At 61.4% G+C, this 17,427-nt stretch carries 21 protein-coding genes; 14 read left to right on the top strand and 7 right to left on the bottom strand.

Annotation, left to right across the window (positions count from 1 at the left end; translation table 11 throughout):
• The first annotated feature begins 396 nt into the window (after positions 1 to 396).
• Positions 397 to 1,287 carry a threonine/homoserine exporter RhtA gene (gene rhtA / locus KGA89_RS22470; RefSeq protein ID WP_003204016.1) on the top strand — a complete coding sequence of 297 codons (891 nt, stop codon included), beginning with the start codon at positions 397 to 399 and terminating at the stop codon, positions 1,285 to 1,287.
• 167 nt (positions 1,288 to 1,454) lie between these two features.
• The gene (locus KGA89_RS22465) at positions 1,455 to 1,736 is read left to right on the top strand and encodes a hypothetical protein (RefSeq protein WP_003204018.1); all 282 of its coding nucleotides are present in this window, start codon (positions 1,455 to 1,457) and stop codon (positions 1,734 to 1,736) included.
• Positions 1,737 to 1,742: 6 nt separating this feature from the next.
• Here the strand turns inward: KGA89_RS22465 and KGA89_RS22460 are convergent, their stop codons facing one another.
• Complete coding sequence (locus KGA89_RS22460; RefSeq protein WP_003204020.1) at positions 1,743 to 2,312, bottom strand: TetR/AcrR family transcriptional regulator; 570 nt, start codon at positions 2,310 to 2,312, stop codon at positions 1,743 to 1,745.
• Between the two features lie 89 nt (positions 2,313 to 2,401).
• On the opposite strand from KGA89_RS22460, the gene KGA89_RS22455 reads away from it, so the two are divergent.
• Positions 2,402 to 3,130, top strand: coding sequence for an SDR family oxidoreductase (locus KGA89_RS22455; RefSeq protein ID WP_003204022.1), 729 nt, complete (start codon positions 2,402 to 2,404; stop codon positions 3,128 to 3,130).
• A gap of 34 nt (positions 3,131 to 3,164) precedes the next feature.
• Positions 3,165 to 3,755 (top strand): 2-hydroxychromene-2-carboxylate isomerase, encoded by a 591-nt coding sequence (locus KGA89_RS22450; RefSeq protein WP_223472572.1) that lies wholly within the window; start codon positions 3,165 to 3,167, stop codon positions 3,753 to 3,755.
• Between the two features lie 9 nt (positions 3,756 to 3,764).
• Here KGA89_RS22450 and KGA89_RS22445 read toward each other — a convergent pair whose 3' ends face one another.
• The 5 genes from KGA89_RS22445 to KGA89_RS22425 form a co-directional block, all read right to left on the bottom strand.
• Positions 3,765 to 5,573: an aminopeptidase P family protein gene (locus tag KGA89_RS22445; RefSeq protein WP_223472571.1), complete on the bottom strand. Its 1,809-nt coding sequence runs from the start codon at positions 5,571 to 5,573 to the stop codon at positions 3,765 to 3,767.
• 45 nt (positions 5,574 to 5,618) lie between these two features.
• A complete protein-coding gene (locus KGA89_RS22440) occupies positions 5,619 to 6,785 on the bottom strand; it encodes a cysteine desulfurase family protein (protein WP_223472570.1) in 1,167 nt (388 codons plus the stop codon).
• 159 nt (positions 6,786 to 6,944) lie between these two features.
• Positions 6,945 to 7,559, bottom strand: coding sequence for a LysE family translocator (locus tag KGA89_RS22435; protein WP_223472569.1), 615 nt, complete (start codon positions 7,557 to 7,559; stop codon positions 6,945 to 6,947).
• A gap of 102 nt (positions 7,560 to 7,661) precedes the next feature.
• On the bottom strand, positions 7,662 to 7,928 hold the full coding sequence (locus KGA89_RS22430; RefSeq protein ID WP_223472568.1) for a hypothetical protein: 267 nt from the start codon (positions 7,926 to 7,928) through the stop codon (positions 7,662 to 7,664).
• Between the two features lie 116 nt (positions 7,929 to 8,044).
• The gene (locus KGA89_RS22425) at positions 8,045 to 8,410 is read right to left on the bottom strand and encodes an antibiotic biosynthesis monooxygenase (protein ID WP_223472567.1); all 366 of its coding nucleotides are present in this window, start codon (positions 8,408 to 8,410) and stop codon (positions 8,045 to 8,047) included.
• 96 nt (positions 8,411 to 8,506) lie between these two features.
• On the opposite strand from KGA89_RS22425, the gene soxR reads away from it, so the two are divergent.
• The 10 genes from soxR (at position 8,507) to KGA89_RS22375 (ending at position 15,973) form a co-directional block, all read left to right on the top strand.
• A complete protein-coding gene (gene soxR / locus KGA89_RS22420; protein WP_003204035.1) occupies positions 8,507 to 8,953 on the top strand; it encodes a redox-sensitive transcriptional activator SoxR in 447 nt (148 codons plus the stop codon).
• A 112-nt stretch (positions 8,954 to 9,065) separates the two neighbouring features.
• Positions 9,066 to 9,524: a VOC family protein gene (locus KGA89_RS22415; RefSeq protein WP_223472566.1), complete on the top strand. Its 459-nt coding sequence runs from the start codon at positions 9,066 to 9,068 to the stop codon at positions 9,522 to 9,524.
• A 293-nt stretch (positions 9,525 to 9,817) separates the two neighbouring features.
• Complete coding sequence (locus KGA89_RS22410) at positions 9,818 to 11,032, top strand: PepSY-associated TM helix domain-containing protein (protein ID WP_223472565.1); 1,215 nt, start codon at positions 9,818 to 9,820, stop codon at positions 11,030 to 11,032.
• Positions 11,029 to 11,571: a thiamine pyrophosphate-binding protein gene (locus tag KGA89_RS22405; RefSeq protein ID WP_223472564.1), complete on the top strand. Its 543-nt coding sequence runs from the start codon at positions 11,029 to 11,031 to the stop codon at positions 11,569 to 11,571. Before KGA89_RS22410 ends, KGA89_RS22405 begins: the two co-directional genes overlap by 4 nt.
• Positions 11,568 to 11,894, top strand: coding sequence for a hypothetical protein (locus KGA89_RS22400; protein WP_003204043.1), 327 nt, complete (start codon positions 11,568 to 11,570; stop codon positions 11,892 to 11,894). Before KGA89_RS22405 ends, KGA89_RS22400 begins: the two co-directional genes overlap by 4 nt.
• On the top strand, positions 11,891 to 12,466 hold the full coding sequence (locus KGA89_RS22395; RefSeq protein ID WP_003204044.1) for a DUF6162 family protein: 576 nt from the start codon (positions 11,891 to 11,893) through the stop codon (positions 12,464 to 12,466). Before KGA89_RS22400 ends, KGA89_RS22395 begins: the two co-directional genes overlap by 4 nt.
• Before the next feature lie 35 nt (positions 12,467 to 12,501).
• Positions 12,502 to 13,431 carry a metal ABC transporter substrate-binding protein gene (locus KGA89_RS22390; RefSeq protein ID WP_028237427.1) on the top strand — a complete coding sequence of 310 codons (930 nt, stop codon included), beginning with the start codon at positions 12,502 to 12,504 and terminating at the stop codon, positions 13,429 to 13,431.
• Entirely contained in the window at positions 13,428 to 14,180 is a 753-nt protein-coding gene (locus tag KGA89_RS22385; RefSeq protein ID WP_223472563.1) for a metal ABC transporter ATP-binding protein, read from the top strand. The genes KGA89_RS22390 and KGA89_RS22385 overlap by 4 nt, the downstream gene beginning before the upstream one ends.
• A complete protein-coding gene (locus KGA89_RS22380; protein ID WP_223472562.1) occupies positions 14,180 to 15,079 on the top strand; it encodes a metal ABC transporter permease in 900 nt (299 codons plus the stop codon). The genes KGA89_RS22385 and KGA89_RS22380 overlap by 1 nt, the downstream gene beginning before the upstream one ends.
• Positions 15,080 to 15,973 carry a metal ABC transporter solute-binding protein, Zn/Mn family gene (locus KGA89_RS22375; protein ID WP_223472561.1) on the top strand — a complete coding sequence of 298 codons (894 nt, stop codon included), beginning with the start codon at positions 15,080 to 15,082 and terminating at the stop codon, positions 15,971 to 15,973.
• Between the two features lie 247 nt (positions 15,974 to 16,220).
• Here the strand turns inward: KGA89_RS22375 and prpF are convergent, their stop codons facing one another.
• Positions 16,221 to 17,414, bottom strand: a complete 1,194-nt coding sequence (gene prpF / locus KGA89_RS22370) for a 2-methylaconitate cis-trans isomerase PrpF (protein WP_223472560.1) — start codon at positions 17,412 to 17,414, stop codon at positions 16,221 to 16,223.
• Positions 17,415 to 17,427: the final 13 nt, after the last annotated feature.

Below are 17,427 nucleotides of genomic sequence, written 5' to 3'. Positions count from 1 at the left end.
TGCGCTTCCGATCTCTCGTTAGCGGGAGGCGAATTCTACAGCGTTACTCGCTGCTGTCAACACCTCTTTTTCACCGCTTTCGACCGAGAAGATCGAACCGCTGATAGAGCCAAACAACACCGCTCTACCTGCTCCTTCCGGGCTTCGATGAACTGAAGCCCAGCACCTTCGAAACCTACTTAACTCATTGAATCTCAAGGAGTTTTCCGTTTCGACTGCGCCGGAAGTGGGGCGAATTATAGACTCCCAGAATCTGCCGTCAACCCTTAATTTGATTTTTCCATCTTTAGCCCGACACGACACTTAAATCTGCCCGGTATATAGACGGAATCGCTGCATATGCGCAATATACTGCTCAAAACAGCCCCCCGCCTTTATTCTGGACGACACTTCGTAATGACGCCCCCTCCACATCGCAGCCTGGCCTCCACCCTGTACCCGGTTGCCCTGCTATTAATAGCCATGGCTTCAATCCAATCAGGAGCCTCCCTCGCCAAAAGCATGTTCCCGGTAGTGGGCGCACAGGGCACAACGACGCTGCGACTCATTTTTGCCAGCCTCATCATGCTGTTATTGCTACGTCCCTGGCGCGCCAAGCTCACCGCCCAATCCCTGCGCACTGTGATCGTTTATGGAATGGCACTGGGCGGCATGAACTTTCTCTTCTATATGTCGGTTCGTACCGTTCCACTGGGCATTGCCGTGGCACTGGAGTTCACCGGGCCTCTGGCAGTCGCCATTTACGCCTCGCGCCGGGCAATCGACTTTCTCTGGATCGCCCTGGCAGTCGTTGGCCTGCTTCTGCTTATACCGACCGGAGCGACCAATGCCGGTATCGACCTGCTTGGAGCCGGCTATGCGCTAGGCGCAGGTTTCTGCTGGGCGCTGTACATCCTGTTTGGCCAGAAGGCTGGCGCGGACAATGGTGTGCAAACCGCCGCACTGGGGGTGATGATCGCCGCCCTGTTCGTCGCACCGATTGGTATCGTGCACGCGGGCGCCGCATTGCTCACACCGAGCCTGATTCCAATCGCCATCGGCGTCGCCATTCTGTCTACGGCCCTGCCCTACACCCTGGAAATGATCTCCCTGACCCGAATGCCAGCCCGCACTTTCGGCACGCTGATGAGCGTCGAACCGGCAGTCGCGGCCCTGTCGGGGCTGGTCTTTCTGCAGGAGTACTTGTCCTTGGCCCAATGGTTAGCCATTACCTGCATCATCCTCGCGTCGGTCGGCGCAACGATGACCATGGCCAACACTGCGAAGCCTGCCGTCGCGGCAGATTGAAGCAGGATTTAACGAAGGTCTGGTATTTGCCACGCATTTAGGCCATGTTTAGACCGGTAACCCAATGTCAAACATGGATTTTTCATACAGGACGTCATGAACGCTTCAAGCAAGAGCGAACACAATCGTACGTGGACACAAGATTCACGACGATTATAAGGACAGGAATGAAACGAATTTTGATACTGATCGCCGTACTTGCAGTAGCGGGCTGTGCGGCAACATCGAAAACTGAAGTCAAACGCGGTAAAAAAGGCCTGCACATCAACTGCTCCGGCCTATCCTCATCCTGGGATCAGTGCGCCGCCAGCGCCGCCAATTCATGTGCTCCCAAGGGTTACAAGGTCATTGCCAAGTCCGGCGACGTCGTCGAGGAACCCGGGGACTATCCCTTCGGGCTCAATCCCGCTGGCTATACCAGCCGCAGCATGATCGTCATTTGTAAATAGGTCACGTCAGTCGAGCCCTTGCTCGGCCATTCGGCGCCTAATCTCCTCATGACTGGACTTGAGGACGTCACGCTGGACCTGCGGCGTGACCAGCATCCGCGCAACTACCAATGCTCCCACGCATTGAGACAGGATGGCCCAGGCCAGACTATCGCTTCCCAATATCCGCGCCCAGCTTTCGTGCAAACGACAGATCCACGTTTGCGCCGTCTCCCTCACCTGGACATCCGATCGCGCGATCTCGGCCCCCAGCACTGGCAACGCACACCCTGCATCGGGCTGCTCAACATGGCTCATGCTCAAGTACTGCTTGAGGCAGCGCTCCAGCTTCATTGAGTCCATGGCACCGTCGCCACTCAGACGATCCAGGCTTTGGGCCAACTCCCGCTCGACAATGGCCTTGAAGAGCTCATCCTTCGATGAGAAGTGGCTATAAAACGCGCCGCCGCTCAACCCGATCGCTTTCATCAAGCCATCGACACCGACCGTGGAGAAACCCGACTTCTTGGCGGAGACGGCACTGCTGGCGAGCAGTTTCTCGCGGGTTTCCATTTTGTGATTGGCTGAATATCGCATGGCCCTGCCCCTGATTGCTTATCTTGACGCTTGTCGGATCTTAGCATAACGTCCGTTTAGTTAACGATCGTTTACCAATGAGGCTGACCATGAATAACAATAGAGTCGTACTGGTTGTTGGCGCGGGCGACGCCACGGGTGGCGCGATTGCCAGACGCTTTGCACAGGAAGGTTTTGTTGCCTGTGTTACTCGCCGCAGCGCCGACAAACTCGAACCCCTGGTGGATGGAATTCGTGCCCAAGGCGGCGAAGCCCACGGGTTTGCCTGTGATGCGCGTAAAGAAGACGACGTGATCGCACTCATCGAGCAAATCGAGAACCAGATCGGCCCGATCGAAGCCTTTGTGTTCAACATCGGCGCCAACGTCCCCTGCAGCATCCTCGAAGAAACCGCGCGCAAGTATTTCAAGATATGGGAAATGGCCTGTTTCTCAGGCTTTCTCAATGCACGGGAAGTGGCCAAGCGCATGGTCAAGCGCCAGCGCGGGACGATTCTGTTTACCGGGGCAACGGCGGGATTGCGCGGCGCTTCGGGGTTCGCCGCATTCGCGGGCGCCAAACATGGCATACGGGCACTGGCCCAGAGCATGGCCCGTGAGCTGGGGCCGCTGAATATTCACGTGGCCCACGTGGTGGTGGACGGCGCCATCGACACCGACTTCATCCGCGATAATTTCCCGGAAAAATATGCCACCAAGGATCAGGACGGCATCCTGAACCCTGAACACATCGCCGACAATTATTGGTACCTGCACAGCCAACCCCGCGACGCCTGGACCTTCGAGCTGGACCTGCGGCCCTGGAGCGAACGCTGGTAACCCCTCCCCTCACAACAACAAGAGAGCAGATCCCATGAGCAAATCGGTGGAGTTTTACTTCGATCTCGGCAGCCCGACCACTTACCTGGCCTACACCCAGTTGCCGACGCTGTGCGCGCAGACCAACAGCCAGTTGATCTATCGTCCGATGTTGTTGGGCGGCGTCTTCAAGGCAACCGGCAATGCATCACCGGCGACAGTGCCGGCCAAGAACCCTTACCTGTTCAAGGACCTGAATCGCTTCGCCAAACGCTACGGCGTCGCCTTCAAGTTCAATCCACACTTCCCCATCAACACGCTGCAGCTGATGCGCGCGGTGACTGGCATGCAGTTGCGCCAACCTGAACGCTTCGAGGCCTTCATCGATTGTCTGTTCCGCGCCTTTTGGGTGGATGGCCGCAACCTCAACGACCCGACGACTGTCGCAGCGGTCCTGAACGAGGGCGGTTTCGATGCCGACTATGTGCTGGCATTGACGAACGACGAGCAGGTCAAGCAAGCACTCAAGATCACCACTGAAGAAGCCATCGCACGGGGCGTGTTCGGCGCCCCGAGCATGTTTGTCGGCAACGAGTTGTTCTTCGGCCAGGATCGGTTGGACTTCGTCCGTGAAGCCCTCGCCTGATCCTCTACTTCAAATCGCTATCGTTCGCGTGTTGAGCCATTGCAGTGCGTCACCGTCCAGCCACGGGCTCAAGCGACGCTGAACCTCGGCGTGGTAGGCGTTGAACCAGTCTTTTTCGTCCTGGGTCAGCAGCGAAGGTTCCAGGCAGCGGGTGTCGATCGGACAAAGGGTCAGGGTTTCGAACTCAAGGAACTCGCCGAACTCGCTGCTTCCGGCGTCACGGTTCAACACCAGGTTCTCGATGCGCACACCCCAGCGACCGGGGCGATAAGTGCCCGGTTCGATGGAGGTGATCATGCCCGCCTGCATCGCCGTTTGCGGCGCGGCAGCGGCTTGATAGGCAATCACCTGCGGGCCTTCGTGGACATTGAGAAAATAGCCGACGCCATGACCTGTGCCGTGGCCGTAATCCACCTGCTCCGCCCAGATCGGTGCACGGGCGATGGCATCCAACAACGGCGAAAGAATACCCCGCGGGAATTTGGCCCGGGACAGGGCAATCACGCCCTTGAGCACGCGCGTGCAATCACGTTTCTGCTCAGTGGTGGGTGTGCCGACCGGCACCATGCGAGTGATGTCAGTAGTGCCCCCCAGGTACTGGCCGCCGGAATCGATCAGCAACAGGCCATCACCTTCGATGACCGCATGGGCTTCTTCCGTGGCGTGGTAATGAGGCATCGCGCCGTTGGCGTTAAAGGCGGCGATGGTGTTGAAACTCAGGGAGACGAAGTCCGGCCGGCGCGTGCGGGCGGCGGTCAGGTGTTCGTCGATGGTCAACTCGGTGATGCGCTCGCGACCCCAGGCCCCTTCCAGCCAGGCGAAGAACTCACAGAGCGCCGCGCCATCCTGCTCCATGGCCCGACGGATGTGTTCGGCATCGGCCAGGCTTTTGCGAGATTTGGCCAGCGTCGTTGGATTGAGCCCTTCGACCAGCTTCACGCCGCTGCCCAGGTTATCCAGCAAACCGACCGTCACCCGCGCCGGATCGATCTGCAAGCTCGCGCCGTCCGGCACTTCGCGCAACGCGGCGGCGGCTTCGCTGTAATCGCGCAGGGTCACGCCGTCCTGTTCAAGAACGGCACGCAGCGCTGCGTCAACCTTGTCCAGGGCCACGAACAGCGTTGCCTGTTGCTGGCTGATCAAGGCAAAGGAGACGAACACGGGGTTGAACGACACATCCGCGCCGCGCAGGTTGAACAACCAGGCGATGTCATCCAGCGTGGCGATGAAATGCCAGTCGGCACCACGTTCCTTGAGGGATTCGCGCAGCTTGGCGAGTTTCTCGACCCGGTTGACGGTCGCCTGGGGTGGTAAATGGGCATAGACCGGCTGATCCGGCAAGCTTGGACGATCGCTCCAGGCCTCCTGGAGCAGATCGATGTCGGTACGCAACCGCGCGCCGCGCTCCGCAAGCTTGCCACCCAGGGTTCGAGCCGACGCGACGGCCATGACCGCACCGTCAACGGCGACCACCCCACCCTCAGGTGTTTGTTCGGCCAGCCAGTCCAAGGGGCCGGGCTGGCCAGGAATGAGCTTGACCAGCTCGATACCACTGCCCTCCAGCTCCTTGGTGGCCTGCTCCCAATAACGGCTATCGGCCCAGACGCCAGCGAAACTGCCGGTCACGATCAAGGTGCCCACCGAGCCGTGGAAGCCCGACAGCCATTGCCGTCCCTGCCAATAGCCCGGCAAGTATTCAGACAGATGCGGGTCGGCTGATGGCACCAGCAGCGCATGAATGCCCTCTCGGCTCATCAGTTGGCGGATTTGGGCCAGGCGCTGGGGAACCAGTCCATGGGGCAAAGGCTCGGTGCTCATTGTTTCTCCTGCTCATTGATATTGTTGTTCGATGCCGAAGACGGCTTATGGAGTCGTGACCCAGAACGCCGGCGCAGTCGCGCACGCTGCCTGGATCAACCGCACCGCCTCGTCGATATCCTGTTCAGTGGTAAAGCGGCCCAGGCTCAAGCGAATGGTCCGCCCGGCCGCACGCGCATCGTGCCCCAGGGCGAGCAGCACGTGGGACGGGCTGTTCTGCGCCGAATTGCAGGCCGAGGTCGCGGAAAATGCAATCGATGCGCCCAACGTCGCCGGGTTGAACTCACCTTCGTTGAAGGTCAGGCTCAGCGTGTGGGGAATCCGGCGGCTCGCACTGCCGTTTATACGCACACCGGGCAAGGCCAGTAGCGGCTCAAGCAAACGATTGCGCAATCGGGCGATTTTAGCGAGTTCTTCGTCGAATGCCCCGCCTGCCAGTTCGAATGCGGCGCCCATGGCTGCGATCTGGTGGGTCGCCAGGGTCCCGGAGCGCAAACCGCCTTCATGGCCTCCGCCGTGAATCTGTGCCGACAGCCGTGGCCGGGCACGGTCGCCAACGTAGAGCGCCCCGATGCCCTTGGGGCCGTAGATCTTATGCGCGGAAAAAGACATCAGGTCCACCGGCCAGCGAGACAGGTCGATCTGCACCTTGCCGGCGCCCTGGGCTGCGTCCACATGAAACAGCGCACTGTGCTCGCGAACGATCTCGCCGATGGCGATGACGTCGTTGACGGTGCCCAACTCGTTGTTCACCAGCATCAGCGACACCAGGAACGTGTCTTCGCGCAACGCGTCACGAACCGCTTGCGGGCTGATCAGGCCCTCGGCGTCCGGCGCCAGCCAGGTCACCGCGACGCCGCTCTCTTCGAGCTGGCGCGCCGTATCGAGAATCGCCTTGTGCTCGATCAGACTGGTGATGACATGGCCGGCGGAACCGCCACGCGCCTGGGCCACCCCTTTGAGGGCCAGGTTATTGGATTCGGTAGCACCGGACGTCCAGACAATCTGTTCGGGCTGAGCCCCGACCAGTTGCGCCACCTGCTGGCGGGCACGCTCTACCGAGCGCCGGGCCTCCTGGCCGAAGGCATGGGAACTGGAAGCCGGGTTGCCAAAGTTGCCGTCAAAGCCCAGACACTCGACCATGACCCGGATGACCCGCTCATCCACCGGCGTGGTGGCGGCGTAGTCGAAATACAAAGGACGTTTATTCATAGGAAACTCGCAGAGCCTGCTCCGGGATCAGGCGCCCTCGTTGGGTTCGAGACTAGCAATACCTGATCAAAGACCTTAAAGAAGTCGGACTTCGTTTAAAAGTGCGTAGGAACGCTCCTGAACAGCGAGCTTAGCAGGCATCGCGGCGAAGCTCAGCCCTCAACTGATGCTTTCGAGCAACAATGGATACAGCGAAGCGACCAACAGCAGCGCCATGCCCCAGTTGAACACGCGCAACCAGCGACGATCACGCAACAGGTTGCGCAACAGGCTGCCGCACACTACCCACAGGCTCACGCTTGGCAGGTTGATCAGGGCAAACACCGCCGCAATCACCAACACGTTGAAGAAATACCCCTGGAGTGGCGTGTACGTACTGATGGCACCGATGGCCATGATCCAGGCCTTGGGATTGACCCATTGGAACGCCGCTGCGCCCCAGTAGCTGATCGGCGTATTGTCCCCCGCCTGGCTTTCCGAAACCGGACCGGAGTGGGCGATTTTCCACGCCAGGTACAACAGGTACGCCGCGCCGATGTAGCGCAGCGCGGTATAGAGCAGTGGATAAGTCTGGAACACCGCGCCCAGGCCAAGGCCCACCGCCAGCACCAGGGAAAAGAAGCCGCAGGTAATACCCAGCATGTGAGGAATGGTGCGGTTGAAACCGAAATTGACACCCGAGGCCAACAACATGGTGTTGTTAGGGCCAGGCGTGATCGAGGTCACCAGGGCAAACAGGGCGAAGCCCAGCAGCAGGTCAAGCGAAAGGGTCATTTCAAGTCAGTCCATCAGGGCGGTCAGTCAAGTCATGACCCTACCCCACGCCTTGGCGCAAACCCACGGACAGTTGGGCAAAACTTTAAGCGGTACAGTCCCTCAGCTTGACCGGCCTGGCTGTTGCTCGACCCGCTCGGCACTCATCTGGCCCTGATCGTCGAAACCCACGTTTTTCTGCGACGAACCGAGCAACTCGGCTTTTTTCGCGTGGTACTCATCGAACGAGAGGCCGCGACGATTCAAGGCTTCAAGAGCCAGTTCGCGGGTCTCGTCGGCGGTGTAGGGACGCAGCTCCGGGGAAGAACTGGCGCAACCGCCCAGGAGAGTGGCGGTCAACAGCAGCAAAACAACAAAGGTACGGTTCATGGCAAGTGTCCGGTGTTCTGGAGTTGGGCGATGAACAAAGGCTACCCGCCAGCCCTGCGCCGCAGAAATCAACCCTCTCGATAGTGGCTATTGCCTTTGCGGATCAGCCGCCGCATTCAGTCAACCAACTGGCAATGCAGCGCGTGGTCCAGGCTGCGCTCGATGTTGCGCAGCACTTGGAACGAGCCGAACGTCACGGCTTTGGCTCGATGAGCCTGGATCAGCCGCCAGAAATCCTGCTCGCCACTTTCGAAGCTTTGAAGCGCCGCCTCGCCTGCCTCGCGGGTTTGCCACTGCAAATAGTTGAGCACCCGCCGACCATCCTCGCTGGCCTGGATACTGGCATTCAGGAACCCCTGGTGATCCCGAGCCAGGCGCTCGGTCTGTTCCGACAAGGCGGTTACCAGCGCCTGCTGCCATTGAGGCTCGATATCGAATTCCATCAACTGGGTGAAACTGCGATTGTTCCTTGGTGATTGCATGAACGGTCCCCTCTGCACGTAAGGCGGATCTTGCGATCCGAACGCGTGCAGGGTAAAACCTCAAGTTAACTAGAGGTCAAGCAGTGAATTGAGGCGATGACGCAGATCGATGTCCACAAGGAACTTACCGTTGGCCAAGTGGCCGCACGCAGCGGCGTGGCGGTCACGGCCCTGCACTTCTATGAATCCAAGGGGCTGATCAAAAGCACGCGCAACCAGGGCAATCAACGTCGCTACTCACGGGCAGTCTTGCGCCGCGTGGCGCTGATCAAGGTTGCCCAGCGCCTGGGCATTCCCTTGGCGGAAATCGGCGAGGCGTTGAAAAACCTGCCGGACAACCGTGCGCCAACGGCCGCCGACTGGCAGACCTTGTCGGCGCAGTGGAGCCGGGACCTGGACGAGCGCATCAACCAATTGATGACGCTGCGCGATCGACTCAACGGCTGCATCGGCTGCGGATGCCTGTCGATGGAGGCTTGCCCGCTGCGCAATCAGGGCGACGTGCTAGGCCAACAGGGACCGGGGGCGCATCTGCTGGAATAGTCGTGAGACGTTCGTCGGGCCGAGGGCCTGTATACGGCTGCTGGCCTATAGTGGATGGGCGCAAAACCGACGAAGACTCTCTTCGCCTCCCATAACAACAAGGAGAACCGTCATGGGCGTCAAAGCCATTCCCGAAGGTTTCCACAACATCACGCCCTACCTGGGCATTCAAAAAGCTGCCGAAGCCATCGATTTCTACAAAAAAGCCTTCAATGCCACCGAGGTCATGCGCCTGGCCATGCCCGACGGCGGCATCGGGCATGCCGAACTGCGGATCAACGGGTTTCCGATCATGCTCGGCACGCCTTGCGACCAGGGCCCGCTGAGCAACCCGGACCAATCGCCATCGGTCGGCCTGCATTTATATGTCGACGACGTGGACAGCGCCTTTGCCCAGGCCATTGCTGCCGGTGGCACAGTGATTTCCGAGGTCAAGGACCAGTTCTACGGCGATCGTACCGGCACCTTGAAAGATCCCTATGGGCATCTCTGGTTCCTGGCGACGCACAAGGAAGATCTGAGCCAGGAACAGATCGAGCAACGAGCCAGGGAGATGTTTCAACAAGGCTGACGTACCATTGCTCCCGCGGGGTTACGCCCCGTAGGAGCTGTCGAGCGCAACGAGGCTGCGATCTTTCCCCTGACACTTGAGTCTCAAGCGAAAGATCAAAAGATCGCAGCCTTCGGCAGCTCCTACCACGCGAAACATTTTCTTTCATCTTCCTCTTCGGGATTTCCATCGCTCGTTCGTCTTAATTAGATGCAGTAGGCCGCGTCGGCAAAAGCCACGGTCTGCTTTTTTGCGGTTCACGGTATTGCGAAGCCCGTAATACCGAACCTTTCATCGAATCAAGACGTTCAATCATGTCGAAGAAGTCCCGCTCCAAACTCTGGTTCCTGGTCCATAGCTGGCTGGCATTGCCCATCTGGTTTTTCGTGCTCATCGTTTGCGTCACGGGCACCCTCGCGGTGGTCAGCCAGGAGATTGTCTGGCTGGTCAACCCCGAGATGCGCGCCAGCAAGCCCTCGGACGATGCCCAACTGCTCAGCTATGACCAGGTGATCGCCGCGATCAAGCACGCCCAGCCGCAAACCCAGGTGCAAGGCATCGTCCGCCCGGACGAGTCGCACTTTGCGCTGGAGGTCAGCGTGACCTACCCCGACGGACGCCCCGACAAGGTCTACGTCAACCCCTACAGCGGCGTCATCCAAGGCTCGGCGCCGACGTTCAACTTCAGGGGATTTACCCGAGCCCTGCATGGCTGGTGGCTGGTGCCGTTCACCAATGGCTACAGCTGGGGCTGGTACCTGGTGTCCTTGTTGGGGCTGCCGTTGCTGGCCTCGTTGGTGACCGGGCTGGTGGTCTACAAGCGTTTCTGGAAAGGCTTTTTCCGTCCGACGCTGCGGATCCGCCACGGCGCACGGATTTTCTGGGGGGATTTCCATCGGCTCAGCGGCATCTGGTCGATCTGGTTCATCGCGGTGATTTCCATCACCGGCACCTGGTTCCTGATCGAAGCCTTGCTATCCGACAATCAGATTTCCATTTCCAGTGCGCCAGTCATTCCGGTGGTGGCGCGTGAAAGCGTTCCGCTGTCGGCCGATGGTCTTGCTCCGCCGCAATTGAATCTGGACCGGGCCATTGAAATCGCCCAACAACGCATCCCGGGCCTGGAAGCGAGTTTCGTCAGCCTGCCCGGCAATGCCTACAGCCATCTGGAAATCGGCGGCCGCGGCTGGTATCCGCTGATGTTCCAGACCGCCACCATCAACCCCTACAACGGCGACGTCGCTGCCTCACGGCTGCTGTCCGACCGCACGACGCTGGAATTCGTTACCGAATCCATGCGTCCGTTGCACACAGGGGATTTCGGCGGCATCTGGATCAAGCTCATCTGGTTTTTCTTCGGTTTGGTCCTGAGCATGATGGTTCTCAGCGGGCTGCTGATCTGGACCAAACGCACGGCCCTGGCCACCGCCAATGCCCTCAAGCGCAGCCAGAAATCCTCCCGTGAAACCCGCATCGCGCAGGCATTGCAGCCGTTGGTCCACCGTGAGTCGTCGGAGGGCAGCCTGTGAATCCGTCCAATACCACTTCATCACCGTCACGCCTGAGCCTGTTCTGGCACAAATGGCGCTTCCACCTCAACGTGCTGTTGTTGCTGATCCCCCTGGGGTTCATGCCCAAATATTTATCCGAAGCCGCACTGTTTCGCGGGGACGCCGGGCTTGGCGAGCGGGAAGTCGGCGAAGTCCAGGTCGGTCCCTGGAGCCTGCGCCTGGCGGAATTTCGCAACGAAGCTCCACGTGTCCAGGGACCTGCCGGGCCTATGAAACATTTCAACGCGGCCCTGTGCGAACGCTGTATCGGCGAGGTCAAGGCCACCTACCTGCGCGTCGGCAAACCTCGCAGCCTAAGGGCCGCCGGGGTGATTTTCTTCGGCTCGCCCTATCGCATGAGCGCTTTGTTGCCGGTCCCGCCAAAGACCCAGCCCGATGCCGAACTGTGGATAACCCTCGAGGGTTGGGACGGTTCGATGCACCAGGCCTCCATTCCCCTGAGCCAGGCCTCCCCGGCCACCGTCGCCTGGCTGAAGAACCAAGGACCCAAACCATGACCCTCCGCGCCTTATCCAACGGCCTGGCGTTGCTGTTCTGCGCAGGCGCAAGCACCAGCGCCCTGGCCCACAACCCGATGTGCGAATGCAAGGCCATCGACGCCGAGCAGATCCAATGTACCGGCGGTTTTTCCGACGGCAGCGGCGCGCCCGGAGTGACCCTGGACGTGATCGGCTATGACGAGACCATCCTCGTCCCGGGCAAGCTCGGCGCCGATTCGAAGCTGACCTTCAAGAAGCCGGACGCTGAGTTCTACGTGCTCTTCGACGCCGGCCCCGGCCACGTTGTGGAAATCGACCAAGCCGACATCGAGGCCCCATGACCAACACCACGACTCAAGTCATCCGCCCCGCTGGCGCGGGCCATGAAACCCTGTATGTGTTGCTGCTGTGCCTGGTCATCGTACTGGTCGCCGGGTCCGTGGTGGCCTGGCATGGCAAAGCCGAAGACACCACGCACCTGGCCTCGAACCAACTCGACGCCCGCCGCGACCTCAGCGCCGCCGAGCAGGGCATCTACGCCGACCTGCGGGTGACCCTGGATGAAATCCGCTTGCTGCGCGAAGACCAACCCACCCTGCCCGGCCCGCAAACCCTGGCCGAAGAAGGCTTCGCGCCGTTCGCACAGGACGCCAGCGCTGTCAGCCGGGGCGGCCACGCCTGGCAGCAGCTGCAGGACCAGGCCTACTTCGGCGCCAGTGCCAACTCTTCCGTCGCAGGTTCGTTTCTGATGCGCATCGGCGAAGCGTCCGACGCCGCACCGGACATCTGGCTCAACCGCAGCAATGGCCTCGCGACACCTACCGCGCTGGACGACGCCGCTTTGTCCGCCGCCGGCTGGCAACAGATCGTCGCGCAATTCGATGCCGGCGTGACCCGCCAGCACCGGCACTGATCCCACGCCTTCATTCGAGAGAAGACCGTTTGCCCATGCCTATTGCATCCCAACGCCGCCCCTTGCTGCGCCTGCTGTCGATCGGCCTGCTGGCCTGCCTGTTTACCTCGCAGGCGTACGCCGAAACAGCCAAGCGCCTGCGCATCGGCATCACCCTGCACCCTTATTACAGCTATGTGGCCAACATCGTCGGCGACAAGGCCGAGGTCGTGCCGCTGATCCCGGCCGGTTTCAACCCCCATGCCTATGAACCACGGGCCGAGGACATCAAGCGCATCAGCGGTCTCGACGTGATCGTGCTCAACGGCGTGGGCCACGACGACTTCGCCGACCGCATGATCGCCGCCAGCGAAACCCCGAACGTGAAAGTGATCGAGGCCAATGAAAACGTGCCCCTGCTGGCCGCCACCGGCACGGCGGCCCGTGGCGCGGGCAAGGTCGTGAACCCGCACACTTTCCTGTCCATCAGCGCCTCCATTGCCCAGGTCAATAACATCGCCCGGGAGTTGGGCAAGCTCGACCCGGACAATGCCAAGGCCTACACCCAGAACGCCCGCGCCTATGGCAAGCGCCTGCGGCAGATGCGCGCCGCCGCCCTGGCGAAGCTGACCCAGGCCCCCAATGCCGAGTTGCGGGTCGCCACGGTGCATGCCGCCTACGACTACCTGTTGCGCGAATTCGGCCTGGAAGTGACCGCCGTGGTCGAGCCGGCCCATGGCATCGAACCGAGCCCCAGCCAGTTGAAGAAGACCATCGACCAACTGCGCGAGCTGGACGTGAAGGTGATCTTCTCGGAGATGGATTTCCCGTCCACCTACGTCGACACCATCCAGCGTGAATCGGGCGTGAAGCTGTACCCGCTCTCGCACATTTCCTACGGCGACTACAGCCCCGAGAAGTACGAAAAGGAAATGGCCGGCAACCTCGATACCGTGGTCCGGGCCATCCAGGAGTCTGGCGCATGACCGTCCAGGAAACCCTCACCCTGCACCGCGTCGGCCCCTTGATTGAGTTCGCCGACGTCAGCCTGAACCTGGGCCGCACCACCATTCTCGACAGCGTGGCGTTTCAAGTGGAGCCCGGCAGCATCCATGCCTTGGTGGGCCCCAATGGTGGCGGCAAGAGTTCGCTGATCAAGACGTTGCTGGGGCAGATGCCGCACCAGGGACGCCTGAGCCTGCAATGGCCGGGCGAGCCCGGTGTGATCGGCTACGTGCCCCAGGCGCTGGAGTTCGACCGGGGCCTGCCCATGACGGTGGACGATTTCATGGCGGCGATGTGTCAGCGGCGGCCGGCCTTTCTCGGCTTGAGCAAGCATTACGCCGGCGCCATAGGACAGGCCCTGGAGCGGGTCGGCATGCCGGACAAGCGCAAGCGGCGCATGGGCGCGCTGTCCGGCGGTGAACGCCAGCGGGTGTTGCTGGCCCAGGGGTTGATTCCCTCGCCGCAATTGCTGGTGCTGGATGAACCGATGTCGGCCCTGGATGAGGCCGGCATCCAGGTGTTCGAGCAGTTGCTGCAGGACTGGCGCCAAGCCGGGATCACCGTGCTGTGGATCGAACATGACCTGGAAGCCGTCGGGCGCCTGGCCGACCGTGTCACCGGCCTGAACCGCCGGGTGCTGTTCGACGGCCCGCCCCGCCAGACCTTGACTCCAGAACGCCTGCTGACGCTGTTTTCCACCCATCCGCGCACGAACGGGAGCGCTGCCTGATGAGTTATGAAGCCTTTCGTCTGATGGTCCAGGGCTGGGCCTCGTCCGGTTACCTGCCCGAAGCGCTGGCCTATGGGTTCGTGGTCAATGCGTTGCTGGCCGGGTTGTTGATTGGCCCGGTGCTGGGCGGTCTCGGCACGCTGGTGGTGGTCAAGCGTTTCGCGTTTTTCTCCGAGGCGGTGGGCCATGCGGCGCTGACCGGCGTGGCCATCGGCATCCTGCTCGGCGAACCCTACACCGGGCCTTACGGCAGCCTGTTCGGCTACTGCCTGTTATTCGGCATCCTGCTCAATTACCTGCGCAACCGCACCGGCCTGGCGCCCGACACGTTGATCGGCGTCTTCCTGTCGGTGTCCCTGGCCCTGGGCGCCAGCCTGCTGTTGATCCTGGCGGGCAAGATCAACGTGCACATCCTGGAGAACGTGCTGTTTGGTTCGGTGCTGACGGTCAATGGCAACGACCTGCTGGTGCTGGCGGTGGTCGGCTCATTGGTGATGGCCCTGGCCTTGCCGCTGTACAACCGCATCATGCTCGCCAGCTTCAACCCGCAACTGGCGGCGGTGCGCGGGGTGGCGGTCAAGACGCTGGACTACTTGTTCGTGATCCTGGTGACGCTGATCACCGTGGCGGCGGTGAAAGTCATCGGCGCCATTCTGGTGGGCGCGTTGCTGGTGATTCCGGCTGCGGCGGCACGCCTGCTCAGCCAATCATTGAAAGGCTTTTTCTGGTGTTCAGTGCTGATCGCCACCGCCAGCACCTTGTGCGGGATTCTCGCGCCAATTGTGTTCGACCTGCCGATCCCGTCCGGCGCTGCGATCATCCTGGTGGCCGGCATCGTCTTCGCCCTGAGCGCCATCGCCCGCGGTGTCGTCCCCAGCCTCAAAGGGAATCTTGGATAAATGGTTTTTTCATTGCGACAACTGACCCTGGCCGTCGCGTTATGCGGCGTGGCTGTTACTTCGTCATTCGCCAGCGAAAAGGTCCGTCTGCTGGCATCGTTGCCGGTCACCTACGGATTGGGCGAGGCCTTGCTCAAGGGCACCGAGGTCAGCCTGGAGCGGGCCGCGCCCGCCAATTTGCCCGGCACCCGGCAGAGCGCCTACTTCAGCGGCCGTGGCGCGCCGACCTTGAGCAAACTGGCCAGCGATGCTGACGGGGTAATCGGGCTGCGCTCGCTATGGCCGGACGATCCGCTGTACCCCATGGCGCGACGCAGCAATATCCGCATCGTCGAAGTCGATGCCGCGCGCCCGGTGGACGGTGCCCTGCCCGGTATCGCCGTGCAACCGGGCATGGCCGACGGCCTGGCGAGCCAGCCGTGGATGGCCAGCCATAACCTGGGTCGCATGGCCGACGTGATCGCCGCCGACCTGGTGCGCCTGGCCCCGGCGGACAAACCGAAGATCGACGCCAACCTGGCGGCCCTCAAGCAGCGCCTGCTCAAACTCAGCGCCGACAGCGAAAAACGCCTCGCCAGCGCCGATAACCTCAGCGTGGTCAGCTTGAGCGAGCATTTCGGCTACCTGATCAGCGGTCTCAACCTGGACGCAATCAGCACCGATGTCCGGCCCGACGCCGAATGGACAGACGAAGCCCTCAAGCAGTTGAGCGCGACGTTGAAAGACAATGACGTCGCGCTGGTGCTGCATCATCGCCAGCCCTCGGATGCGCTGAAGGCAGCCATCACAGAGGGAGGAAGCCAATTGCTGGTGTTGAGCACCGACGGGGCCGATCCGGTGGCGGAGCTGGAAAGTAATGTAAGGCTGGTGGTCACCGCACTGACCGGAGGCTGACAGCAGTCCCCTGTGGGAGCGAGCTTGCTCGCGATGAGGCCAGCCCATCCAACATTGATGTCGGCTGACACACCGCCATCGCGAGCAGGCTCGCTCCCACAGGGTTGATCGTGGATGTTCGAAGATTCTGTGCTCACCACAGATCCACTGTGGGAGCGAGCTTGCTCGCGATGAGGCCGGCACATCCAACATTGATGTCGGCCGACACACCGCCATCGCGAGCAGGCTCGCTCCCACAGGGTTCAACTCAGCTCAGGGCTTGCCCTGGCACCCGCACAAACCCTTCCATCAACACCCGCGCGCTGCGGCTCATGATGGCTTTTTTCACTGTCCATTCGCCGTTGACCTGACTGGCCTCGGCGCCGACGCGCAGGGTGCCGGACGGGTGGCCGAAACGCACCGCGTTGCGTTCGATGTCGCCGGCCGCGAGGTTGACCACGGTGCCGGAAATCGCCGCGGCGGTGCCGATGGCCACCGCTGCGGTGCCCATCATGGCGTGGTGCAGCTTGCCCATGGACAGCGCCCGCACCAACAGGTCAACGTCCCCGGCCGCGACGGCTTTTCCGCTGGATGAAACGTAGTCCGCCGGCGGCGCGACGAACGCCACTTTCGGTGTGTGCTGGCGCTGGGCGGCTTCGTCCAGGTGCTTGATCAAGCCCATGCGCAAGGCGCCGTGGGCGCGGATTGTTTCGAACATGGCCAATGCCTTGGGATCGCCATTGATGGCGCCCTGCAATTCGGTGCCGGTGTAACCAACGTCCCGGGCATTGATGAAAATCGTCGGGATCCCGGCGTTGATCAGCGTCGCCTTGAAGGTGCCAACACCGGGCACTTCCAAGTCGTCCACCAGATTGCCGGTGGGAAACATCGAGCCGCCACCGCCCTCTTCCTCGGCGGCCGGGTCCATGAACTCCAATTGCACTTCGGCCGCCGGAAAGGTCACGCCGTCGAGTTCGAAGTCCCCGGTTTCCTGCACCGCGCCGTCGGTGATCGGCACATGGGCGATGATGGTCTTGCCGATGTTGGCCTGCCAGATCCGCACCACGGCCATGCCGTTCTGTGGGATGCGACCGGCGTCCACCAAACCACTGCTGATAGCGAATGAACCGACCGCCGCCGACAGATTGCCGCAGTTGCCACTCCAGTCCACGAACGGCTTGTCGATGGACACCTGGCCGAACAGGTAATCGACATCGTGGTCGGCCCGGGTGCTCTTGGACAGGATCACAGTCTTGCTGGTGCTGGACGTCGCGCCGCCCATGCCATCGATCTGCTTCTCGTACGGGTCGGGGCTGCCGATCACCCGCAGCAACAGGGCATCCCGTGCGGCGCCTGGGACGCGGGCCGCTTCGGGCAGGTCTTGCAGGCTGAAGAACACGCCTTTGCTGGTGCCGCCACGCATATAGGTAGCGGGAATTCTGATTTGCGGTGCGTGAGCCATGATGCTCCTCAAG

The sequence above is a fragment of the Pseudomonas sp. A-RE-22 genome (assembly GCF_019956035.1).
Lineage (GTDB): Bacteria > Pseudomonadota > Gammaproteobacteria > Pseudomonadales > Pseudomonadaceae > Aquipseudomonas > Aquipseudomonas brassicacearum.
Note: the sequence above shows the minus strand (reverse complement) of the source record. Positions and strands in the feature narration are given on the sequence as shown.